This window comes from Pseudomonas poae (assembly GCA_028869255.1).
Lineage (GTDB): Bacteria > Pseudomonadota > Gammaproteobacteria > Pseudomonadales > Pseudomonadaceae > Aquipseudomonas > Aquipseudomonas poae_C.
Genome location: CP110972.1, coordinates 1,912,298 through 1,931,604 on the forward strand (window position 1 = coordinate 1,912,298; position 19,307 = coordinate 1,931,604).

Genomic DNA, 19,307 nt, shown 5'->3' on the forward strand with positions numbered 1-19,307 from the left:
CCAGAGGCACCTTCTTACACCTACCTTTCAGGGCGAAGCCGATGGAAATCGGTTGTTTGGTAAAGCGTTGAGCGCGGAGACAGAGCATGAGTAACACTGATTTTGGTGTGCCGGTGGCCTACCTCAGGGTTGCTTTGGACATCGGTGCTATTGATGTGGCGGCCGTTATTCAATGGGCGGATGCGACATTGGCCATGCTCGAACAACCGCCGTATGCGCTGATAGAACTTGCGCTGATGACCCGCTCAAACCGCGAAGAGGTGGCGTGGCAACTGCTGCAAGTCGGCACGCCCGCGATGGTGGAAGCAGAGATGCTTCCTTACGCACTCGCGACCGCGCATCACCGACTCCTGCGTGAGCCCGGTTTTGCGCGGTGCCTTGCCGTCGGCATCTACCGCTTATGGGTCAGGGGTGGCTGCTACTTGCCCGGCACGTTGGGGGCCTGTGGGTATTTCGATGACGCTTATGGCCTGGCGGACAGTGGGGTGTATGGGCAGGTCGCAGACATCGACCGAGAGCTGCTTGAGTTCACGCACAGCTTCGTCGGCCTGGACTGGCAAGCCATCAAAGCGTCTTAGACAGAAACACCCGACTGCTGCCTGCCGGCTCACACGCAATCTCGCCAAACCTTACCCACCCGTGTTTCTCGTAAAACCCCGGCGCCTGAAAACTGAGGGTGTACAACACCGCATTCGCGCAACCTCGGCGTCGGGCTTCGTCTTCAAAGGCTCGCAGCAACTGGCTGCCAAGGCCCGTGCCGCGCAGTGAGTCGGGCAGGTGAAACAGGTCGAGAAAGGCCATGCCCAGGCTGGTCTTGCCAGTGATGCCACCCAGTGTTTCACCGGTGTCGGCGGCCTTGATCAGCACCGTCAGCGGGCGCCGATCATTGGACCCGGTGATGTGTTCGTTAAAGGCGGCAAGGCTACTGCCGAGCAGGCGCTCCGCCTCGGCATCCGGCTGGTCGCCTACCTCAATCCGATGCGCTGTCATCACGCAATATCCATCACCATTTCATGCCACGCCATCCCACCGTGATCCGAAGGCGAAGGCTGCACATAGCTGTAGCCCATACGCGTGTACAGCGGCACATGGTGCTCCTTGCACATCAAATGAATCGTCTGCTTGCCCATCGCCCGCATGCGCTGCACAAACTCAGTCATCAACAGCCTGGAATGGCCCTTGCCCTGATGCGCCGGGTCGACCACCACCGACATTATCACCACATTCGGCGCCTCGGCCGAATGCCCCACCAACTCCTTGAACGCCTCATCCGACATCACCACCTGATGGGCGCAGCCGCAATTGATAAAACCCACCACTTCGGCATCCGCCTCCAGAATCAAAAAGCCCTCCGGGTACTGCGCAATACGCGTGGCGATCTTCTCCAGGGTCGCGGCTTCATCGCCTTCGTAGGCGCTGATCTCGATTTCAAAGCAACGGGCGGCATCGGCGGGGAGGGCGTTGCGGAAGGTGAGGGCGGGCATGGGTATTTCCTGGGGCGTTGAGCGAAAGGCCACATCATAGAGAAACATCAACAGACTGACACCGATTGTGGTGGGCAGGCCTATTTTAGCTTTGGCTTGAGAGCTTGCTGTGGTAAGCGGGACAAGCCCGCTCACCACAAAAAACAGGCTCCGCGCGCCATCCCCAAAAACCAGAAAACCCGCCAAAGCAGGTTTACTCACAACTAAATTGAAGGGTGCTTTCGCCCTCGAAGTGGCTGCGGCAATAAATGTTGAAATCAACAGGTTTGGTTCCTGATCATTGGATAAAGATCAGTTTGGCTCAACAGGTGAGCTGTGAAACTCACTGAGCGTAAGAGACCAGTTTGAAAAAGGGTTCTTCCTTCAATGCTGCGCTCTGGCTGGATGAACCCTGGCGGTCGCTTCTGAATTCGTTGCGATAAGACGCGTATTCCCACTGCGGCGCCGACACATCGGAGGCCGGCTTGTGCTCGCTCTTTTCAATACCTTGCGCCGCAAGCGACTGCTCGAGGGTCCTGACCAACGCATTTATTTTTCCGATGTGTTCAGGGCTATAGCTTCCATCGGGGCGGTCCGGCTTGGGATAGAGCGTGAACTGGGCACCTTGTGATAGCCGCGTGTCTCTTGGATCAATACGCTCTATATCGGTGACTTTCCAACTATTGATCGGGCTTTCCTGCGAGTTAATAAGCTTGCCTATGACCTCGAAGGCTTTCGGAACATCCTTTTGATTGACGCTGATATGAAACTTGTCGCCAACCGACTTTTCTTCTTGCCTGGCCGCAGAGCGCTTCAGGGTGATAAATGGGTAGCGTGTATTTGCAACGTTGTTATTGATTTTCCATCCGCCATGCAGTTCATTTGAGGCGTGCCGGGCCACCTCGAGATTCGGTACGTTATGATTTAATGAAAAATGCTGGTTTGTGTAAGGTGCGATGTCCTCTTTGCGCATTTCCTCCAGATTGCCTGTGTTGAACGGATTTTCTCCAGCCTGGATTGCTGCTGCTGTGCTTAAACTTATGAAGACAGCGGGGGGTCAATGCGCATGCGAATTACCTTTGATGAGGTGAGATGGTCAGAGGACTACTCGATAGCTGGCTCTTTCGTTCAGCTCTGCGAGCCGAAAGCTACGTGGCTCCGCATACAAAATGAGTTCCACTGCCTCGAATGGGCTCAGCTACCTATCGACGCCAACATCCGCTGAAGCATCCGTTCATGCCCGGCCAACTGCTCCACACCAGCCTGTCCGGCCTCCCACCACCAGAGTGTCGGTTTTTGTTATCGCTACAGTCATGTGTCTGTCCTAGCGTATGCAGTTGGATTCAGCTCGGGCATGGCTTCAACTAGGGGGGAGGGTGATGACCCCTGCCGACTACGACGCCGTACTTGAACTGATGCAAAACACCCCCGGCATCTCCCTGCGTGACGCCGACTCCCGCGAGGCCACCGACCGTTATTCATTTACCCGCGAGGGTAATGAAAACGCATGAAAGGAGAACTCAATGCTCGAGATCAAACGAGCCACGCCGCACGACGCCCACAGCGCTTTTGAGATCCGCCGCGAAGCCATTCGCAGCCAATGCATCGGTGCCTACAGCGCTGAGCAAATGCCACTCTGGACCCGTGGCAGCGCAAGCGGTGGCTATGTGGCTAGCAGGCTTATTATGGCTAGCTAGCTTGTTGTGGCTAGCAGGCTAGTTGTGGCGAGCGGGCTTGCCCGCGTTGGGCTGCGAAGCAGCCCCAAAACCTGACGCCCGGGTCTTGCTGACATACTGCGTCAACCTTTCTGGGGCCGCTGCGCGACCCAACGCGGGCAAGCCCGCTCGCCACCAATGTGTTTTATCATCGATTTCGTGTTTGCCCGTGGCCACTGCTGTTTATCCCACCGGCAACTCCCCCGTCACAATCGCCGTCACCAAAAGATGAAAAACATCGGGATCGACCACTTGAAGAACTCCTTCTGGTACTCCCCGAATGTCATCTCCGTACGGTTCATCAGCAGGAACAACCACGCCACCGTCGGGCTGGCGTAGCGCAGTGCCTGGCCCATGAAGGAGGCGACGCCGATTTCGGTAGGGCTGATGCCGAACTTGTAGGCGATGGGCGCCACCACCGGCAGGATGCCGAAGTAGTAGGCGTCCACCGGCAGGGCGTAGCAGGCGAGGGCGCCGAGGAAAGCGAAGATCAGTGCGGTGTGGCTGCCCATGGAATCCGGGATCAGGCTGGCCATGTGTTCAGCCACGGCGCCGGCCATGCCGCTGCCGTTGAAGATGCCCAGGAAGCAGCCGGCGGCGAGGATGATCGAGGCCACGGCCACGGCGTCGCCACCGTTGGCGGTGATCCGTTCGCGTTGTTCAACGGCGCTGTAGTTGACCGTCAACGCGATCGCGGTGCCGAGCATGAACACCACCGCGCCGCTGGCCCAGCCGGCGATCAGGATCACCAGCATGCCCAGGGTCAGGGCCAGGTTGAACAGGAACAGGCGCGGGCGTTTGAGTTCCTTGTCGTGATCCTTGATCACGTTGACCATCTGCAGGATTTGCGCGGGCGTCACGATGCCGTTTGCACCCTGCACAAACCCCAGGCGTTTGCGCTCCTTGATGCCCATCAAGTACGCCATGAAGAACACATACAGGAACGACACACCGAGGATTGGCAGGATCGCCACAAACAGCGTGTTCACCTCCACGTTCAATACCGCTGCCGCCCGCGCCAATGGCCCACCCCACGGCAGGCAGTTGCCCAGGCCGCAGGGCAGGATGATCAGCATCGCCAGGTTCGACAGCTTCATGCCCATCTGTTTGTACAGCGGCAGGAACGCGGTGGTGATGATCAGGATGGTGGTGGTGCCGTCGCCGTCCAGGGTCACTACGGCGGAAGTGAAGGCGGTGACCAGGATGATTTTCAGCGGGTCGCCATTGGCCTTGCGGATCAGGAAGGTGCACAGCGGATCGAACAGCCCCACGTTCATCATCAGGCTGAAATACAGCACGGCGAACAGGATCATTACCGTGGGGTTGACCGTGCCGAGGGAGACCTTGCCGGCCTCGTTCTGCGAGTAAAACAGGCCTTCACGCACCCAGGTCATGATGGTGCCCATCGGCACGCCGTTGACCAGGCACACCAGCACTCCCACGGCCAGCGACACCACAATCAAACCGGTGAATGGCGAAAGTTTTTGCTTGATGACCAGCAACAGAAACGAGGTGATCAACACATAGCCCAGAACTGTCAGCATCTGAACGTCTCCACAATTTTATTTTTATAGTGAGCGCAGCAGGGTGGGGCGCCGGGCGCCCCGGGTAGAGCCGTGAGCGTTATTGGCCTTCGAGCAGTTCGGTGACCCAGGCCGGGGCCAGTGCGGGCAAGGGCTGGCCGCTGTCGCGGCAGCGAGTGTATGCGTCGATTACCTCGCGGCGCTGGTTTTCATAGGCACTTTTTTTCTCGGATGCCTCCAGCACTTCCAGCAGGCGGGCGCGGGGCACCACGGTTACGCCGTCGTAATCGCCGAACACCAGGTCGCCCGGTGCCACCTCGACACCGGCGCACGTCACGCTGGCGTTGATTTTGCCCGGGCCTTGCTTGCCGGGGCTGCGTTGCATGAAGCCCTTGGCGTAGATCGGGATGTCCAGTTGCGCCAACGGCACTTTGTCGCGCACGCAGCCGTCGATGACCATGCCGCTCAAGCCCACGGCCTGGGCGGCGCCGGCCATCAGGTCGCCGATGTAGGCGCGGCCGGGATAAGCCTTGCCGGCCACTACCAGCACGTAGCCGGGCTGGCCCTGATACACCGCGACGTGGATCGGGAAATTGTCGCCGTCTTCGGTGTCGACGGTGTAGGCAGTGCCGAGCATCACCTTGCTTTCATCCAGTGGCATCAGGTCGGCGTCCATGCAGCCGTTGCGCGGGATGCCCAGGCTTTGCATACCGTCGCACAGTTGTGCCGGGCTGAGCTGGCGAAAGCGCGCCAGCAGGTCATCGGGGATCAGGTCGGGCAGGGGGAAGTAATGTTCAGTGTTCATGGCGGGGTCTCACGAGTGGGCGGTCAGGTGCGCGATGGCGCTGCGAAAGTCCATGTCGCTGCCGTCGGGGCCGAGCCGGCTGGCCCAGTCGGTGGCGGCGAGTTTGTCGAGTTGGCCCTGGGTGGCGCGGGTCATGCTGGCGTCGACACCGGCGGCTTCCAGGGTGGCGACTGCATCATCCATTTCCGCGCTGCGGCGCTTGGCATGGATCAGCGTGCGTGCGGTGAAGGTATTGGCCAGTTGCTCGACAGTCTTGCCGTTCAACGAATCACCCAGGGACGCGACCAGGGTGTCGAGCACGCCAAATTTTTCACCGGCCTGGAAGGCTTCCAGCAGCAACTGCGGCAGGCCCTTCATCACTACACTCTTGAGCATTTTGATCGCGGACGCGGCGCCGGCGTCGGCGTCGAGTACGCTCAAGCGCATGCCGCGTGGCGTAAAAGTTTCGGCAAATGCGCTGGCGCCGCTGCCGGCCAGCAGCATCGGCACGCGGTGGTTATTGCCGGGCACGGTGCCCATCACGGCAGCGTCGCAAAAGCCCACGCCGGCGGCACGCGGCAATTGGTCGATGGCCTGTTTGACGCTGGGTGCGGCGGAGTTCATGTCGACATAGGTTTGCCCCGCCACCAGCCATGGCAGCGCCTGCTGCGCGATACCCAAGGCGCTGCTGGCGCTGGTCAGGCACACCACAAAGCGCGCGCCGTGGCAGGCGTTTTTCAGCGAGTCGAAGAGGGTGACGTGCAACTGCTCGGCGCGTTGCCGGACCACCGGGCTCAGGTGGGCGTCGAAGGCGCCGATCCGCAAATCGCCGGTGGTGCGCAGGCCCTGGGTGAGGTGGTAGGCGGCTTCGCCAAACCCGATGAAGACGATATCCATCCAGTGTTTCCTTCATTGTCTTTGTTATTGATGAAGGAAGAGCAAGGGCTGTGCCAGATAAAATTAGCCTTTTAAAACAATCGGATAGTCTTAATGAGGTGAAATGCTGGAGCAGCGATACCTTTCAAATCATTTCAGCATGCAATAGTCTGCATTCCCTGCCCGTGCTTTCGAGACCTCGCCATGCAAGGCACCATTGCCGTGATTTCGCCGTCCAGCACCCTGACTTCGGTGATGCACGGCATCCTTGAGCAACGCGGGTTAGCCCTGGTGGTGATTGAAGCCGCGCAGCACGACGCCGTGCTCAAAGCGCGGCAGCTGATCGACACTGGCGTCAGTGTAATCATCAGCCGGGGCCGCACCGCCAGCGTGTTGCGTGAGCACTTGCGCGTGCCGATCGTCGAGGTCAAACACACGTTTTTTGACTGCATCAATGCGTATCGCAAGGCGCAGCAGGACTCGGGCAAGGTGGCGTTCCTCGCCACCTCCGAGGGCTACGCAACCATCCTCGAGAAAGCCCGGCCTTTTATGCCGCACGTGTCGATCTGCCTGATCGACCCGCTGGGCAGCCACCAGGCCACCGAAGCGCAGTTGGATCGCTTGCAGGCCGAGGGCATTGAAGTGGCGATTGGCGGCCTGTCGTCGCGTGAGGCGGTGATGGCGCGGGGCATGCGCTACATCATGTCCGAGGCCGACCCGGATGCCGCGTTCGATGCCATCGACGAGGCCCTGCACTTGCTGCAGGTGGAGGAAGAGCGGCGGCTCAAGCGCGTAGAGCTGCAAAGCCGCTACGAGATGATCCAGTCGATCCTCAACTGCGTGTCCGAAGGCATCTTCAGTGTCGACAGCCAGCGCTGTATCACCAATATGAACAGCGTGGCCACCGCCTACCTGGGCGGCCTGGTGTGCGGCGACAGCATCGACGGCCTGCTGGCCCAGGACTATTTCAGCCAAGTGCTCGGCAGCGGCCGCCCGGTGCGCGGTGCGCTGATCAGCCTGGGGCGTTTGTCCCTGACCTTGAGCATCGCCCCCATCACCCTGGACAGCCAGGTCATCGGTGCCGTCGCCACCCTGCAAAACCAGACCGAAATCACCGCGATTGAACGCAAGATGCGCCGCCAGTTAGCACGCCAGCACTTGGCGGAAAACACCTTCGACCACATCATCGGCAGCAGCCCCGCGCTGGCCAAGGCCAAGCGCCTGGCCCTGACCTATGCAGCGGTGGACAGCACCGTGATGATCGAAGGTGAAACCGGCACCGGCAAGGAGCTGTTCGCCCAGAGCATCCATAACGCATCGCGCCGCAAGCACGGTCCATTCGTGGCGATCAACTGCGCGGCCTTCGCCCCTGGCGTGCTGGAGAGCGAGTTGTTCGGCTACGTGAAAGGCGCCTTCACCGGAGCGCTTAACGAGGGCAAGGCCGGGGTGTTCGAACTGGCGCACACCGGCACTATCTTCCTCGATGAAATCAACGAAACTTCTACCGATATTCAGGTAAAACTGCTGCGCACGCTGCAGGAGCGCAAGGTGGTGCGCATCGGCGATGACAAGGTCACGCCCGTCGATATCCGCATCATCACCGCCAGCAACAAAAGCCTGGAACAAAGGGTGGCCCAGGGGCTGTTTCGCGAGGATTTCTACTACCGTATCTGCGTGCTCAAACTGCACTTGCCGGCCCTGCGCGAACGCCGCACCGACATCCCCGAGCTGGTGCGCCACCTATTGCGCAGCCTGGCCATGCCTACGCCCGAGCCGGATGAAGTGCTTCTGCTACGGCTGAGCAGCTATGCCTGGCCAGGCAATATCCGGCAGTTGGGCAATATCGTCGAGCGCCTGGCGGTGATGAGCCAGGGCCGGCCGTTTGCCCAGCCGTGGTTGGAGGATGTGCTGGAGGATCTTTCAAGCAGCGTGCCGGTTGAAGAGGGCGCGCCGATCAAGAGCGAACTGGCGTTGCTGCACGAAGTGCTCACCCGTGTGCGCGGCAACCGCGAAGAGGCCGCCAGGCACTTACAGATCAGCACCACCACCTTGTGGCGGCGCATGAAAAAGTACCTGGACGAAGACCCTGGGTGTTTTGACACTACACGTTACTGACGGGCGAAAGCTGTGCGCAATCGCTCAATGACGTGCTGTCGAGCCTCTCCCTGGATGTCCGGTGGTGTCAGGCTCTCTCCAAACTCACGCCATACAAACAGGGTTAACTCGGCGCCATCGGTCAACGTGTGCGCCGAGGTCTGTGCGCCAAAACCCTGCAGCAGCCGGTATCGGTCATCGCGCCAGAATGCTGCCTCCACCCAGTCGTACACGGGGATGAAATGAAAGTGCAGCGGGAATCTCGGCATGTGTCCATAGCGGCTGATGTACAGCCATTTCGGCTCGAGCTGCGCCTCCATCACCCGCTGGGTCTTCGCCAGCAACCCACCCAGCTCGGCCAGCGCTGCTTGCGGCATATCCGCCAGGGAATGGATCGGCGCCTTCGCCCCCAGCATCAGATAACCGGGCAATGCTGACGTCAGGTGATGGTTGAGCCGCCAGTGTTCGGTTTCGTGAAGCATGTAAGCAGGGTCTATTTGCATAGGCGTGTCCATGAGAGCCGTGCGGGCAGAATACCTGTATTCCACAAAAGCGCTTGATCTGTGTCTATCGCCGGTAGCTCCAGGTGGTTAGCCTCAAGGCCCATCAACCCTTTGCCGAGCCGACCATGGATCTGATAGCTGTCCCCTTTTGCACCACCGACTGGTCCACCGTCGCCCCCGTGGTTCACCCCGGCATTACCGGAAACGCCCTGTGGCGCACCTGCCATTTCGGCACCACCCGCGTGCGCATGGTCGAATACACGCCGGGCTACCTGGCTGATCACTGGTGCTGGCGTGGGCATGTGTTGCTGTGCCTCGAAGGCGAGCTGCACACCGAGCTCGAGGATGGCCGCCAGTTCATCCTGGAGGCCGGGATGAGTTACCAGGTGGGCAATGACATGGAAGGGCATCGGTCATCGACGCGGGTGGGTGCAAAACTGTTTATTGTGGATTGAGCGATTGCTTGCGATACGCCCCCACCCCATTCATTGGCAGGAGGTAAGGGCCGCACAACCAGGCTGCCGGGTCTGTTTTCAGATAGAAAACAAGAGAAAGTGCAGATTGCAGGGCTCTAAAGTATGAGGCTGTTGTGGCGAGCGGGCTTGCCCGCGTTGGGCTGCGCAGCAGCCCCAAAACCTGACGCTGAGTTCTTTCAGAAAAATCTCGGTGGCTTTAGTGGGGCTGCTACGCAGCCCAACGCGGGCAAGCCCGCTCGCCACGTTGGGAGCTTCAGGCCCATCCTTCGCGGACTCTTCCAGCAACGTGGCAAACGCCGGGCTGTCGTTGTGCTCACAGCAAATGGGCTGTTGTGGCGAGCGGGCTTGCCCGCGTTGGGTTGCGCAGCAGCCCCAAAACCTGACGCTGAGTTCTTTCAGAAAAATCTCGGTGGCTTTAGTGGGGCTGCTACGCAGCCCAACGCGGGCAAGCCCGCTCGCCACGTTGGGAGCTTCAGGCCCATCCTTCGCGGACTCTTCCAGCAACGTGGCAAACGCCGGGCTGTCGTTGTGCTCACAGCAAATGGGCTGTTGTGGCGAGCGGGCTTGCCCGCGTTGGGTTGCGCAGCAGCCCCAAAACCTGGCGCTGAGTTCTTTCAGAAAAATCTCGGTGGCTTTAGTGGGGCTGCTACGCAGCCCAACGCGGGGAAGCCCGCTCGCCACATAGGCAGTTCAGTGGTAGCAGGTCAGTGCATCTTGCTGTGGTCCATGCCATCCAGGCCACGGGCTGCGGCTTTCACTTCAACTTTTTGCTTCTCGCCCTTGGCGTTTTCCACCGTGAGGGTCAGCGGTACTTGGTCGCCTTCCTTGATCTGGCCGGTCAGGCCCATCAGCATCACGTGATAACCGTCCGGGTCGAGCTTGACCGCTTTGCCTGCGGGCAATGCCACCGAGTCCACGGGGCCCATGCGCATCACATCGTCTTTCATGCTCATTTCATGGATCTGCACATCTTTAGCGACCGGCGAGGCCACGCTCAGCAGCTTGCTGTCGCTGTCGGCGGTCACGGTCATGAACGCGCCGCTGGACGGCTGGCCCGGCACGGAGGCACGCACCCATGCATCGGTGACCAGCACCTGGGCACTGGCGTGCGCGGCGAGGCCCAACAGGGAGAGGCCGATCAGGGTGTGCTTGAGGTGTTGAACGGCAGTCATTAGCAGACCTCCATGACGGTGAGCAGGTCTTCTGCGCACTCTTTAGCGGTAAGGGATGCCTGTAGGCCCAGGCGCAGGTTGCCGCGTGTGTCGAACACGAAGCTGGTGGCCGTGTGCGACAGGGTGTAAGTGTCGCCGGCGGGGATCTTTTCATAAAAGATCCCGAATTCCTTGGCGGCCACGGCGATTTCTTCCGGGGTGCCGTACAGTGCTTCGAAGCTGGGGTCGAAGGCTTTGACATACTTGTCGAGAATCTCCGGCGTGTCACGCTCCGGGTCCAGGGTGATAAAGATCACCTGCATGATTTCGCCGTCACGGCCCATCAGTTTCTTGGCCTGGGCGGCGCGGGCGAGGGTAGTCGGGCACACGGCCGGGCACTGGGTGAAGCCGAAGAACACCACCGGCATCAGGCCACGGTATGAACTCAAGGTGACGGTGTCACCCTCGGTGTTCTTGAGCTTGAAGGTGCGGCCCATGATCTTGTCACTCAAGTCTTTACCGTACTTGAAGTTCAGTTTTGGGCTGTTGTCACAACCGGCCAGCAGGCCCAGACCCAGCAGGCTCATGCCGGTCAGAACCTTGCGGCGGGTGAATAACGTACTCATCAACTGTGCATCCTGTGAAACGCCTGCATTGCTTTGAATCTACATATCAGGCTTTGAAAAGCAGGCATTGAAAAGAAGAAACGAGGAGGGCGCCCAGTCTACCAACCCTGGCCAGTGCGCGTAATCTGCGACGTTCTGCCACAGGTGGCGCGACGCTTCATTCTTCTGCCGCTCTGGTGGTAGAGTCGCCGCCATGAAATTGAGCCACCCCGACCGTTCGCTGATCGCCTGGGCCCTGTACTTCTGCGTGCTGATGAACCTGTTCGTCTGCGGTTTGGGGCATGGGCAGATGACGGGCCAGCAGCTCAATGGCATCGGCGGCGAGTTCTGTTCGGTGGACGGCAGCCAGGCGCCACTTTCCGACAAAGGGTTGGGCAGCCCAGCTTCCAGCAACATCTCGAACTACTTTGCCTGCCCGGTGTGCAATGCCCTCAGCGTTGCGCTGGTGTTCCTGATCGGCCTTGCCTGGCTGTTGGGCCTTGGGCAACCCCCGCGTCCGGCCCACGAGCGGCGCAACAAGGCGCCGCCGCGTTATTCCTGGCCGTCGGCCAACCCCCGCGCTTCCCCCGCTTTCTGACGTGTGCCTTGGGCCTCCTGTGACCAGGGGGCGTTCTATCGTCACGACTGTGAGAGCGTTTTATGAATCACCTGTTGCCTGCAGGCGCCAGCCGCCTGGCCAGGGCATCCCGTCGCCTGCGCGCCGAGCCCCCGCCGCCTGAGTACCCGAGCAATTGCCGCTGCTTCGTGCACCTGGATGCGCGCCTGTTGCCGTATTGGCACACCTTGTTCGATATCTGCCCGGCGCTGCTCAAGCTCGACCCGCCCGAGGGCCTCAACCTGTTTCGCAGCTTCATGACCTGGGCCTACCGCAACCAGCCGGCGCAGGATTGGACCTACCACCTGAACGTGTGCCGCTGGCTGCTGGGCTCGGCGTATCGCCTGCAGATCGACCAGGAACCCATCGAAAGCCTGATGGCCGCAGCAGCGGCGCGTTGGATCGGCACGGACCAGAGCCAGGCGCCGGGTGTAGTGCTGGCCTGGCGAGGTTCGACGGTGTTCGATTGGAAGGGCACCCCGATAGCGGCCGCCGAACATCAGGTATTGCCCGTGCCTGAATGGGATTTCGCCTGGAGCGCGTTGAGCGTTCGGGGAGAGTTCAGCGGCTGGCTGCCGGTGCCTTAGCACCTGTGAAGCCCTAGCTGCCGGTACGCGGGGCTTTGTTTTTTTCAGTCTTGGGGCTGGGGCGCTTGGCCGGGGGTTTGTCTTTCGGCGCTGGTTCGGCTTTTTTGTTGCTGTCCGCTGGGCTGCTGGGATAGGTGCCGGGCGGCAACGCGGAGCCGGCTGCGCCGCTGTCGCTCAGCGAACTCGGTGGCGGCGCGGTGTCATCGCCGAAGGCGGCGAAGGCAGGCGTGGCCAACAAGGCTGACAGGCCGACGATAAGCAACATCCTTTGGGAAATTCTGGTCTTCATGACGCAATCCCCTTGCAGTGAACAAAGCTGAAGCCCGGAAAATCCGGGCCCCAGTGTGCTTCAATCAAGACTTCTTGCCGCCGCCGGAGCTGTGCGCCCCGCCTTTTTTACCGGCTTCAGATGCCTTTTCGCGGTCGTTGGCAAAGTTGCCGCCGGAGCCTTGACCGCCGCTTTTTTTCGGCATGTCAGGCTTGGCTTTTCCGCCTGCGCCTGTGGTGGTTTTTCCGCTGGTAGCCATTTTCAAATCCCTCATCAATGAGTGAGTGAATCAATGGTGTCGCCTAATTGGGAATGCACAATCGAAAGCAAAGTTTGAAAAACTTCGTGGTCATGCGACGAATGGGCGTTACGCCGCCAGCGGCTTGCCTCCCATGGCTTTTTTGTGGGCCGCTTTCATGGCTTCCATTTCTGCGCCAAGTTCTTCCAGCACGGCCTTGCCTAACAGCTTCCTGGCCTGTGGAAACATCTCGGTTTCCTCTTCTTCGATATGGTGCTCCAGCAGCTCCTTGACCACTTTGACCCGCCCGGAAAACTCAGTAGTGGACGGCTCGGTCTGCTTCAGATCGGGCAGTACTAGGGAGTCGACGGTGCGGTGCTCTTCCTTGGCTTCGTGGTACATGATGTCTTGCTCTTTGCCGCCGGCTTTACGGAAGGCCGGGTAAAGAATCTCTTCTTCAAGCTGGGTGTGCAGGCTGATTTCCATTTCGAGTTTGGCCAGCAGTTCGGTGCGTTTTTTCACGCCGCGTTCGGTGGACTCGCTCAGTTGGGTCAACAGCGCTTTGACGCGTTCATGGTCAGCTTTGAGAAGGTCGATGGCATTCATGGTGAAACCTCACGGATAGCAAGCGGGCGCGTCGAAGTGCACGCCTCGTCCGGTAGGTGTTGCATCAGTTGTACCAACTTGAATTATTTTATAAATAGCTTAAAAATCAATGGATTGGCTCGCAGCCTCGGTGGCGCTCGTCGTGCAGCTTGCATGGTCGGGCAATCTGCAGGTTGCATTACACCGACGCTAGCCGCCGCTGACTTTCCAATGCTTGATGTCTTCGGCGAACACCACTTGCTTGACCTCATGGGCAATCCCGTAGGCCAGTGATTCATGGGCGGCGATGACTTTTTCTTCGGCCGACAGGCACTTGAAAATATCCAGCTGGGTCTCGGCCTGAACGGTCTCCAACTCATAGATTTTCACGTAGCGCGCCAGGTCATTATCCAGGCTGGACAGGTACTCGCGCAGGCGCTGGTGGTCCACCGAACTCTGGCTGAAATACCAGTTCATCGGGTGGATCAAAAACCGCGAATGCGGCGTGGTGATGCGGCGGTTGGCGGCCAGGAACAGAATGATGCCCATGGATTCGATATTGCCCGCGTTGATCGCGCACAACGGCACCGGCAGGGCCTTGAGGAAGGTGTAGAGGGTGAAGCCGAAATTGGTGCTGCCGCCGGTGGTCGACAGGTTCAGCAGCAGGGAGCTGGCACCTTCTTCAATCGCATCCAGGCAGCAGTCGCGAAAGCGTTCGGTGGTGCCCTGGTCGATCTGGCAATGAAAGTGGATAACGTGCTCGGTCATCCTGAACCTCCAGTAGGTAATGCAAGAGGGTGACTTGGGGTTGAGTCTAGAACGTTGCCCGGGATGTGCTGCAAATTGGATGGAACCCTCGCGCCAGATGCTTGACCTAATGCATAGACCTCAGGAGGTGAACCATGCAAATAGAATATATCTGGATCGCATTGGCGGTGATTCTGCTGCTGTTGGAATTGTGGGCGATCAATATCGTATTGCGCAGCACCGGCGGCTGGGAGACCAAGGGGTTGTGGCTGGTGATCCTGATTTTCGTGCCGTTGTTCGGGCTGATCGCGTGGGCCATGTTCGGGCCTAAACGGGAGATGCCGGACCAGCGTAAAACTTAAGCGGTATTCGCAAAAAAAACAGGCGCCGATGGGCGCCTGTTTTTTTGTGGGCGGCAAATCAGCCCGCGACGGCGTTGGCAATCGCCTCACTGAAGGCCGGCAGATCATCCGGCGTGCGCGAGGTGATCAGCGTCCAGCCATTGGCCTTGCACTGCTTGACCTCGGCATCTACCCAACCGGCGGCACCGGCGTTTTCCAGGTCGATGCGCACGCTTTTGTAGGAGGTCAGGGTCTTGCCCTTGATCACGCCCGCATCGATCAGCGCCCACGGCCCGTGACAGATTGCGGCCACGGTTTTGCCGGCCTTGACGAAGTCGTTGATCAGCCGCAGCGCGGCAGCGTCCTGGCGCAGGGTGTCGGCGTTGACGGTGCCGCCGGGGATCACCAGCGCGTCAAAGTCGCTGCTGGCCACGTCCGACAGTTGCACGTCGGACTCCACGGTTTGGTCCTTTTCGGTGTCGCCGACAAAGGTCTGGGTGGTGCCGCCTTTGCTGGAACCGTGGGTTACCGTCGCGCCGTAGCCGCGCAATGCTTCCAGAGGCTTGAGCAGCTCGTCGCGTTCGATGCCGGTGTTGGAGGTGATGATCAGGATGTGCTTGCCGTTGAGTGTCGAACTCATGATTGAGTGTCTCCCGATGGGTGGATTGCAGAAACGATATGGGGAGTGGATCGAGTTCGAGCGGCAAAGGTTTAAATTAATTTGCGCTTATTTCTCCAATGGTCAGTCACGGCAATTTCCTTGAACTATCAACATCTGAAGGCCTCTGCTGCATAGGTGCCTGCGGCTTTTTGCAGGGCTTGAACAACCAGGAGAATTCAACGTGACCGATCACCAGACTGCCGATAAAACCCCAGACCCCATCAGCTCCGAACAGGCGCAAAAAGGCACGGACAAAGCCGCCAAGGGCGAGACCCTGGAGCACCCGAACCCCAAGACCGAAACGGTCGATAAGGTGCTCACCCCTACGTCGATAAAACAAACCGAGCGCCAGACCGACGCCATCAACGAGCAGGCCGCCAAGGTCGAGCGTAAGTTGGGCCACTGAGCATGGCCAAGGCTATTTCGGCGTCTGAACTGGGCATCGAGCTCAAGCCCGAGGATGACGCCGGCCTGTTCAAGTGGTTTGTCGCCAGCTTCCTGATGGGCAAGCGCATCCAGGCGCCCATTGCGGCGCAGGCGTACAGAGTGATTGTCGAGGAACAGGGGCGCGATACGCCGCGCAAGCTGCAGCACTGCACGTCGCGTGAGCTGGTCTCGATGCTGGGGCGTGCGCATTACGTGCGTTACGACGAGTCCACCGCTCAGCGCCTGTTGGACCTGAGCGCCAAGCTCAACGCCGAGTACGCCGGCAAGATCACCCACATCCGCAGCGCCAGCGAAGACCGCCAGGCGTTCGAAAAACGCCTGGGGGAATTCGACGGCGTGGGGCCCAAGACCATCGAGATTTTCATGCGCGATGCGGCGAAGGTGTTGTTTTGAAGGCTGCGCCGTCCTTACTCGACCTCCACCCGCAGTACTTCCAAGCCTAACTGCTCATACGCCTCCACACTCGGCACATGCCACTCGGTGATCAGTGTGTGGATGCGATTGCAGGGCGCGACCACAAAGGGTTCTACCGCCCCCAGTTTGTCCGCCAGGGTCACCGCTATCACATGCGAGGCACTGTCGAGCAAGGCTTGTTTGACCGCCACCTCATCAAAATGCAGCGAGCTGATGCCCACTTGCGGATGCAGTGCGCACACGCCGGTAAACAGCAGGTCGGCCTTGATGCTCTGGATCAGGCGCACGGCTTCCTGGCCGCTGGTGGACAAGGTGGCCGGGTTGAGCTGGCCACCGGCGAGGATTACTTTTACCTCGGGATGGTCCGCCAGGGCGATGGCAATCATCGGGGACGGCGTAACCACGGTAAGGCGGATCGAACGCGGCAATGACTGGGCGATCTGCAACGTGGTGGAGCCGGAATCGAACAGCACAATTTGCCCATCTTCAACGCGTTCAGCCGCCAGTTGTGCCAGGCGGCGCTTGGCCTCGTTGGTCTCGCCGACACGGGTGAAGAAGTCTTTGCCGGTGTCTTTGGGCCGGGGCAGGGCGCCGCCGTGCACGCGCTGCAACAGGCCGGCCGCGGCCAGTTCACCGAGGTCGCGGCGGATGGTGTCCTGGGACACGGCAAAATGCTCCACCAGTTCTGCGGCGGTGACTTTGCCGTCGCGTTCCAGTAGCAGCAGGATTTTTTGTTTGCGCAGTGAAGGCAGGTCGATGGCTTGATGAGTGCTGTGCATGGTTTTGCGCTTTTTTGCGGGTTTGTGCGAGGTTAGTCGCCGGCCGATATAAACGCAATGGCTGGTTGCGCAGCCGATGGGCGGTTACTCTCAGTGTTCAGTTCAGGGAGAGGTGACCTAGATGTCGTTGATCACAACCATCGAAGACTTACGCAAGCTGGCGCAAAAACGTGTCCCACGGATGTTTTACGACTACGCCGATTCCGGCTCCTGGACTGAGAGCACCTACCGGGCGAACGAGAGCGATTTTGCCCGCATCAAGTTTCGCCAGCGGGTGGCGCGCAATATCGACGAGCGCTCGATCCGCGCCAGCATGATCGGCCAGGACATGGCCATGCCGGTCGCCCTCGCTCCCACGGGCCTGGCCGGCATGCAGCATGCCGATGGCGAGATTCTCACGGCCCGCGCCGCCGCCGCGTTTGGCCTGCGCTATACCTTGTCGACCATGAGTATCTGTTCGCTGGAAGACATTGCCGAGCACGTTGGCCAGCCGTTCTGGTTCCAGCTGTATGTGATGCGCGACCGCGCCTTTATCGAGCAATTGATCGAGCGCGCCAAGGCGGCCGGTGTGGATGCACTGGTGCTGACCCTGGACCTGCAGATTCTCGGGCAACGCCACAAGGACCTGATCAACGGACTGTCGGCGCCACCCAGGCTGACCGTGCCGAATATCCTCAACATGATGACCAAGCCGCGCTGGGTGATGGGCATGCTCGGCACCAAACGCCACGGGTTCGGCAATATCGTCGGGCATGTCAAAGGCGTGGCGGACATGAGCTCGCTGTCGTCATGGACCGCCCAGCAATTCGACCCACGGCTGAGCTGGGACGATGTGGAGTGGATCAAGAAGTGCTGGGGCGGCAAGCTGATCATCAAGGGCATCCTCGATGTAGAGGACGCACGCCTGGCGGCGAACTCCGGCGCCGATGCATTGGTGGTGAGCAACCACGGTGGCCGCCAGCTGGATGGCGCACCGTCGAGCATCAGCCAACTGCCGGCGATTGTAGAGGCGGTGGGCGAGCGCATCGAAGTGTGGCTGGACGGCGGCATTCGTTCCGGCCAGGACGTACTCAAGGCGATGGCGTTGGGCGCCAAAGGCACCATGATCGGGCGGCCGCATTTGTATGGTTTGGGCGCGATGGGTGAGGCAGGGGTGACCAAGGCGCTTGAGATCATCGCCCGCGAGCTCGATGTATCGATGGCGCTGTGTGGCTATAACGATATACGCGATGTGAATCGGGAGATTTTGTTGCCCGGCACCTTTCCCGAAAACGGTTTTTGAGCAAAAAAATCGTAAAAAATTAAAAAGAGTTGTCCACGAAAACCGTGGGTATCTCTGTGGATAACTTTGCGAAGGCCCGGCAGGGTTGGCGATTTAACCTTCGGTTAATATTTGATCAAATTCTGACGAGGGCCAGTATGGGCAGGGTTTGCGCTTGACAGGCAAGCGCGAACCCAGTGCCGAAAAGTGGTTTTTATGAGTCGCCGTTGTGGCCTGTGGAGTGCGTCACCACCTGCGCCGGCATTTTCTCTCGCATCAGCTTTTCCAATGCCTGAGCATAATTGCGACCGGCCAGGCTCATGCTGTTGTTATGTGTGGCGCCGGGTACCAGCAGTAACCGTTTGGGTTCCTGGGCGGCTTCAAACAATTGCTGGCTGAAACGCGGCGGCACGTACTGATCGGCAAGGCCGTGCACCACCAGCAGCGGCATATGCACGTCGGCAATTTTGTCGATGGAATCGAACTTCTGCGACAGCAACCAGCGCACCGGCAATGAGGTGTTGGCTACCGCCGTGGCTACATCCGCCAGGGAGGTGAAGGTTGATTCGATTACCAGCCCGCGCACCGGTAGCGGCGTTTGCTTGCCCAGCTCGGCGGCCAGGTCGATGGCCACCGCGCCACCCAGGGAGTGGCCGTAGATCAGGCGTTTGCCCGGGTCGGGTTGCAGCACCTGGAAGCGTTCCCAGGCGATGCGCGCGTCTTCGTAGACGCTGGTTTCCGACGGCAAATCACCGTGGCTCTGGCCGAAACCGCGATAGTCGATGGCCAGCACCGAGTAACCCAATGCATGCAATTGCTCGATGCGAAACAACTGCCCGGTAAGGTTCCAGCGCACGCCATGCAGGTACAGAATCGCCGGCGCGTCCGGCTTGGCCGCCGGGTACCACCAGCCATGAATGTTCTGCCCCGATTTGAAACTGGCGGGCTTGAGTTCGAACTCCTGCACGGCCTTGGGCAAGCCGCTGTACCAACTGGCGGTGCCGGGTTCTATACGAAACACCAGCTCGCGCTCCTTGTGTTGCAGCGCGGCGCACCCCACCGGCAGGCCGACGATCAGCAACGCCATGCACAGCAGGGGCAGCCAGCGCAGGCTCAGGCGAGACAGAAAACGAGAGTGCATGAAGGTTCCATGGGCAAAGGTGAAGCAGGGTT

General features: G+C 59.9%; 24 protein-coding genes and 3 pseudogenes. 11 read left to right on the forward strand and 16 right to left on the reverse strand.

What is annotated here, in order from left to right; all coding sequences use genetic code 11:
- Nucleotides 1-86 precede the first annotated feature (86 nt).
- A complete protein-coding gene (locus LRS56_08890) occupies nt 87-578 on the forward strand; it encodes a hypothetical protein (GenBank protein WDU64564.1) in 492 nt (163 codons plus the stop codon).
- On the opposite strand, the gene LRS56_08895 is transcribed toward LRS56_08890, so the two are convergent.
- The 3 genes from LRS56_08895 to LRS56_08905 all read right to left on the reverse strand — a co-directional run bounded on the left by LRS56_08895 (nt 565) and on the right by LRS56_08905 (nt 2,436).
- On the reverse strand, nt 565-990 hold the full coding sequence (locus tag LRS56_08895) for a GNAT family N-acetyltransferase (protein ID WDU64565.1): 426 nt from the start codon (nt 988-990) through the stop codon (nt 565-567). The two genes, LRS56_08890 and LRS56_08895, sit on opposite strands and share 14 nt — an antisense overlap.
- Nucleotides 990-1,484, reverse strand: a complete 495-nt coding sequence (locus LRS56_08900; GenBank protein WDU64566.1) for a GNAT family N-acetyltransferase — start codon at nt 1,482-1,484, stop codon at nt 990-992. Before LRS56_08900 ends, LRS56_08895 begins: the two co-directional genes overlap by 1 nt.
- A 322-nt stretch (nt 1,485-1,806) precedes the next feature.
- Nucleotides 1,807-2,436: a type III effector gene (locus LRS56_08905; protein ID WDU64567.1), complete on the reverse strand. Its 630-nt coding sequence runs from the start codon at nt 2,434-2,436 to the stop codon at nt 1,807-1,809.
- A 406-nt stretch (nt 2,437-2,842) separates the two neighbouring features.
- On the opposite strand from LRS56_08905, the pseudogene LRS56_08910 reads away from it, so the two are divergent.
- Nucleotides 2,843-2,941, forward strand: a pseudogene (locus LRS56_08910) (GNAT family N-acetyltransferase).
- A 45-nt stretch (nt 2,942-2,986) separates the two neighbouring features.
- Nucleotides 2,987-3,130 (forward strand): annotated as a pseudogene (locus tag LRS56_08915) (GNAT family N-acetyltransferase).
- Between the two features lie 266 nt (nt 3,131-3,396).
- On the opposite strand, the gene LRS56_08920 reads toward LRS56_08915, so the two are convergent.
- The 3 genes from LRS56_08920 to LRS56_08930 form a co-directional block, all read right to left on the reverse strand.
- The gene (locus LRS56_08920) at nt 3,397-4,722 is read right to left on the reverse strand and encodes a citrate:proton symporter (GenBank protein ID WDU64568.1); all 1,326 of its coding nucleotides are present in this window, start codon (nt 4,720-4,722) and stop codon (nt 3,397-3,399) included.
- A 79-nt stretch (nt 4,723-4,801) separates the two neighbouring features.
- Complete coding sequence (locus tag LRS56_08925; GenBank protein WDU64569.1) at nt 4,802-5,506, reverse strand: hypothetical protein; 705 nt, start codon at nt 5,504-5,506, stop codon at nt 4,802-4,804.
- A 9-nt stretch (nt 5,507-5,515) separates the two neighbouring features.
- Nucleotides 5,516-6,382, reverse strand: a complete 867-nt coding sequence (locus LRS56_08930) for a DUF1932 domain-containing protein (protein WDU64570.1) — start codon at nt 6,380-6,382, stop codon at nt 5,516-5,518.
- Between the two features lie 183 nt (nt 6,383-6,565).
- Between LRS56_08930 and LRS56_08935 the strand changes: the two genes are divergently transcribed.
- The gene (locus tag LRS56_08935) at nt 6,566-8,476 is read left to right on the forward strand and encodes a sigma 54-interacting transcriptional regulator (GenBank protein ID WDU64571.1); all 1,911 of its coding nucleotides are present in this window, start codon (nt 6,566-6,568) and stop codon (nt 8,474-8,476) included.
- Here the strand turns inward: LRS56_08935 and LRS56_08940 are convergent.
- On the reverse strand, nt 8,470-8,958 hold the full coding sequence (locus tag LRS56_08940) for an HIT family protein (GenBank protein ID WDU65713.1): 489 nt from the start codon (nt 8,956-8,958) through the stop codon (nt 8,470-8,472). The two genes, LRS56_08935 and LRS56_08940, sit on opposite strands and share 7 nt — an antisense overlap.
- A gap of 125 nt (nt 8,959-9,083) precedes the next feature.
- Here LRS56_08940 and LRS56_08945 point away from each other — a divergent pair, with 125 nt between their 5' ends.
- Nucleotides 9,084-9,413, forward strand: a complete 330-nt coding sequence (locus LRS56_08945; GenBank protein WDU64572.1) for a DHCW motif cupin fold protein — start codon at nt 9,084-9,086, stop codon at nt 9,411-9,413.
- 725 nt (nt 9,414-10,138) lie between these two features.
- On the opposite strand, the gene LRS56_08950 is transcribed toward LRS56_08945, so the two are convergent.
- Nucleotides 10,139-10,606 carry a copper chaperone PCu(A)C gene (locus tag LRS56_08950; GenBank protein ID WDU64573.1) on the reverse strand — a complete coding sequence of 156 codons (468 nt, stop codon included), beginning with the start codon at nt 10,604-10,606 and terminating at the stop codon, nt 10,139-10,141.
- Nucleotides 10,606-11,211, reverse strand: a complete 606-nt coding sequence (locus LRS56_08955) for an SCO family protein (protein ID WDU64574.1) — start codon at nt 11,209-11,211, stop codon at nt 10,606-10,608. The genes LRS56_08950 and LRS56_08955 overlap by 1 nt, the downstream gene beginning before the upstream one ends.
- 193 nt (nt 11,212-11,404) lie before the next feature.
- Between LRS56_08955 and LRS56_08960 the strand changes: the two genes are divergently transcribed.
- Together LRS56_08960 and LRS56_08965 are read left to right on the forward strand one after the other, a co-directional pair.
- A complete protein-coding gene (locus LRS56_08960) occupies nt 11,405-11,788 on the forward strand; it encodes a DUF2946 domain-containing protein (GenBank protein ID WDU64575.1) in 384 nt (127 codons plus the stop codon).
- Nucleotides 11,789-11,850: 62 nt separating this feature from the next.
- The gene (locus tag LRS56_08965; GenBank protein ID WDU64576.1) at nt 11,851-12,393 is read left to right on the forward strand and encodes a putative natural product biosynthesis protein; all 543 of its coding nucleotides are present in this window, start codon (nt 11,851-11,853) and stop codon (nt 12,391-12,393) included.
- Nucleotides 12,394-12,406: 13 nt separating this feature from the next.
- Here LRS56_08965 and LRS56_08970 read toward each other — a convergent pair whose 3' ends face one another.
- The 4 genes and pseudogenes from LRS56_08970 to LRS56_08985 all read right to left on the reverse strand — a co-directional run bounded on the left by LRS56_08970 (nt 12,407) and on the right by LRS56_08985 (nt 14,252).
- Nucleotides 12,407-12,682 carry a hypothetical protein gene (locus LRS56_08970; protein ID WDU64577.1) on the reverse strand — a complete coding sequence of 92 codons (276 nt, stop codon included), beginning with the start codon at nt 12,680-12,682 and terminating at the stop codon, nt 12,407-12,409.
- 64 nt (nt 12,683-12,746) lie between these two features.
- Nucleotides 12,747-12,857, reverse strand: a pseudogene (locus LRS56_08975) (general stress protein).
- A 171-nt stretch (nt 12,858-13,028) separates the two neighbouring features.
- On the reverse strand, nt 13,029-13,505 hold the full coding sequence (locus LRS56_08980; protein ID WDU64578.1) for a hemerythrin domain-containing protein: 477 nt from the start codon (nt 13,503-13,505) through the stop codon (nt 13,029-13,031).
- Between the two features lie 189 nt (nt 13,506-13,694).
- On the reverse strand, nt 13,695-14,252 hold the full coding sequence (locus LRS56_08985) for an ATP-dependent Clp protease proteolytic subunit (GenBank protein ID WDU64579.1): 558 nt from the start codon (nt 14,250-14,252) through the stop codon (nt 13,695-13,697).
- Between the two features lie 134 nt (nt 14,253-14,386).
- Here LRS56_08985 and LRS56_08990 point away from each other — a divergent pair, with 134 nt between their 5' ends.
- A complete protein-coding gene (locus LRS56_08990; GenBank protein WDU64580.1) occupies nt 14,387-14,593 on the forward strand; it encodes a hypothetical protein in 207 nt (68 codons plus the stop codon).
- Nucleotides 14,594-14,651: 58 nt separating this feature from the next.
- On the opposite strand, the gene LRS56_08995 is transcribed toward LRS56_08990, so the two are convergent.
- Nucleotides 14,652-15,212, reverse strand: a complete 561-nt coding sequence (locus LRS56_08995) for a type 1 glutamine amidotransferase (GenBank protein ID WDU64581.1) — start codon at nt 15,210-15,212, stop codon at nt 14,652-14,654.
- 202 nt (nt 15,213-15,414) lie between these two features.
- Here LRS56_08995 and LRS56_09000 point away from each other — a divergent pair, with 202 nt between their 5' ends.
- On the forward strand, nt 15,415-15,639 hold the full coding sequence (locus LRS56_09000) for a hypothetical protein (GenBank protein ID WDU64582.1): 225 nt from the start codon (nt 15,415-15,417) through the stop codon (nt 15,637-15,639).
- 2 nt (nt 15,640-15,641) lie between these two features.
- A complete protein-coding gene (locus LRS56_09005) occupies nt 15,642-16,073 on the forward strand; it encodes a DNA methylase (GenBank protein WDU64583.1) in 432 nt (143 codons plus the stop codon).
- A 14-nt stretch (nt 16,074-16,087) separates the two neighbouring features.
- Here the strand turns inward: LRS56_09005 and LRS56_09010 are convergent, their stop codons facing one another.
- Nucleotides 16,088-16,873, reverse strand: a complete 786-nt coding sequence (locus LRS56_09010) for a DeoR/GlpR family DNA-binding transcription regulator (GenBank protein WDU64584.1) — start codon at nt 16,871-16,873, stop codon at nt 16,088-16,090.
- 121 nt (nt 16,874-16,994) lie between these two features.
- Here LRS56_09010 and LRS56_09015 point away from each other — a divergent pair, with 121 nt between their 5' ends.
- Nucleotides 16,995-18,155, forward strand: a complete 1,161-nt coding sequence (locus tag LRS56_09015; GenBank protein WDU64585.1) for an alpha-hydroxy acid oxidase — start codon at nt 16,995-16,997, stop codon at nt 18,153-18,155.
- Nucleotides 18,156-18,348: 193 nt separating this feature from the next.
- Here LRS56_09015 and LRS56_09020 read toward each other — a convergent pair whose 3' ends face one another.
- Nucleotides 18,349-19,275 carry an alpha/beta hydrolase gene (locus LRS56_09020; GenBank protein WDU64586.1) on the reverse strand — a complete coding sequence of 309 codons (927 nt, stop codon included), beginning with the start codon at nt 19,273-19,275 and terminating at the stop codon, nt 18,349-18,351.
- Nucleotides 19,276-19,307 lie beyond the last annotated feature (32 nt).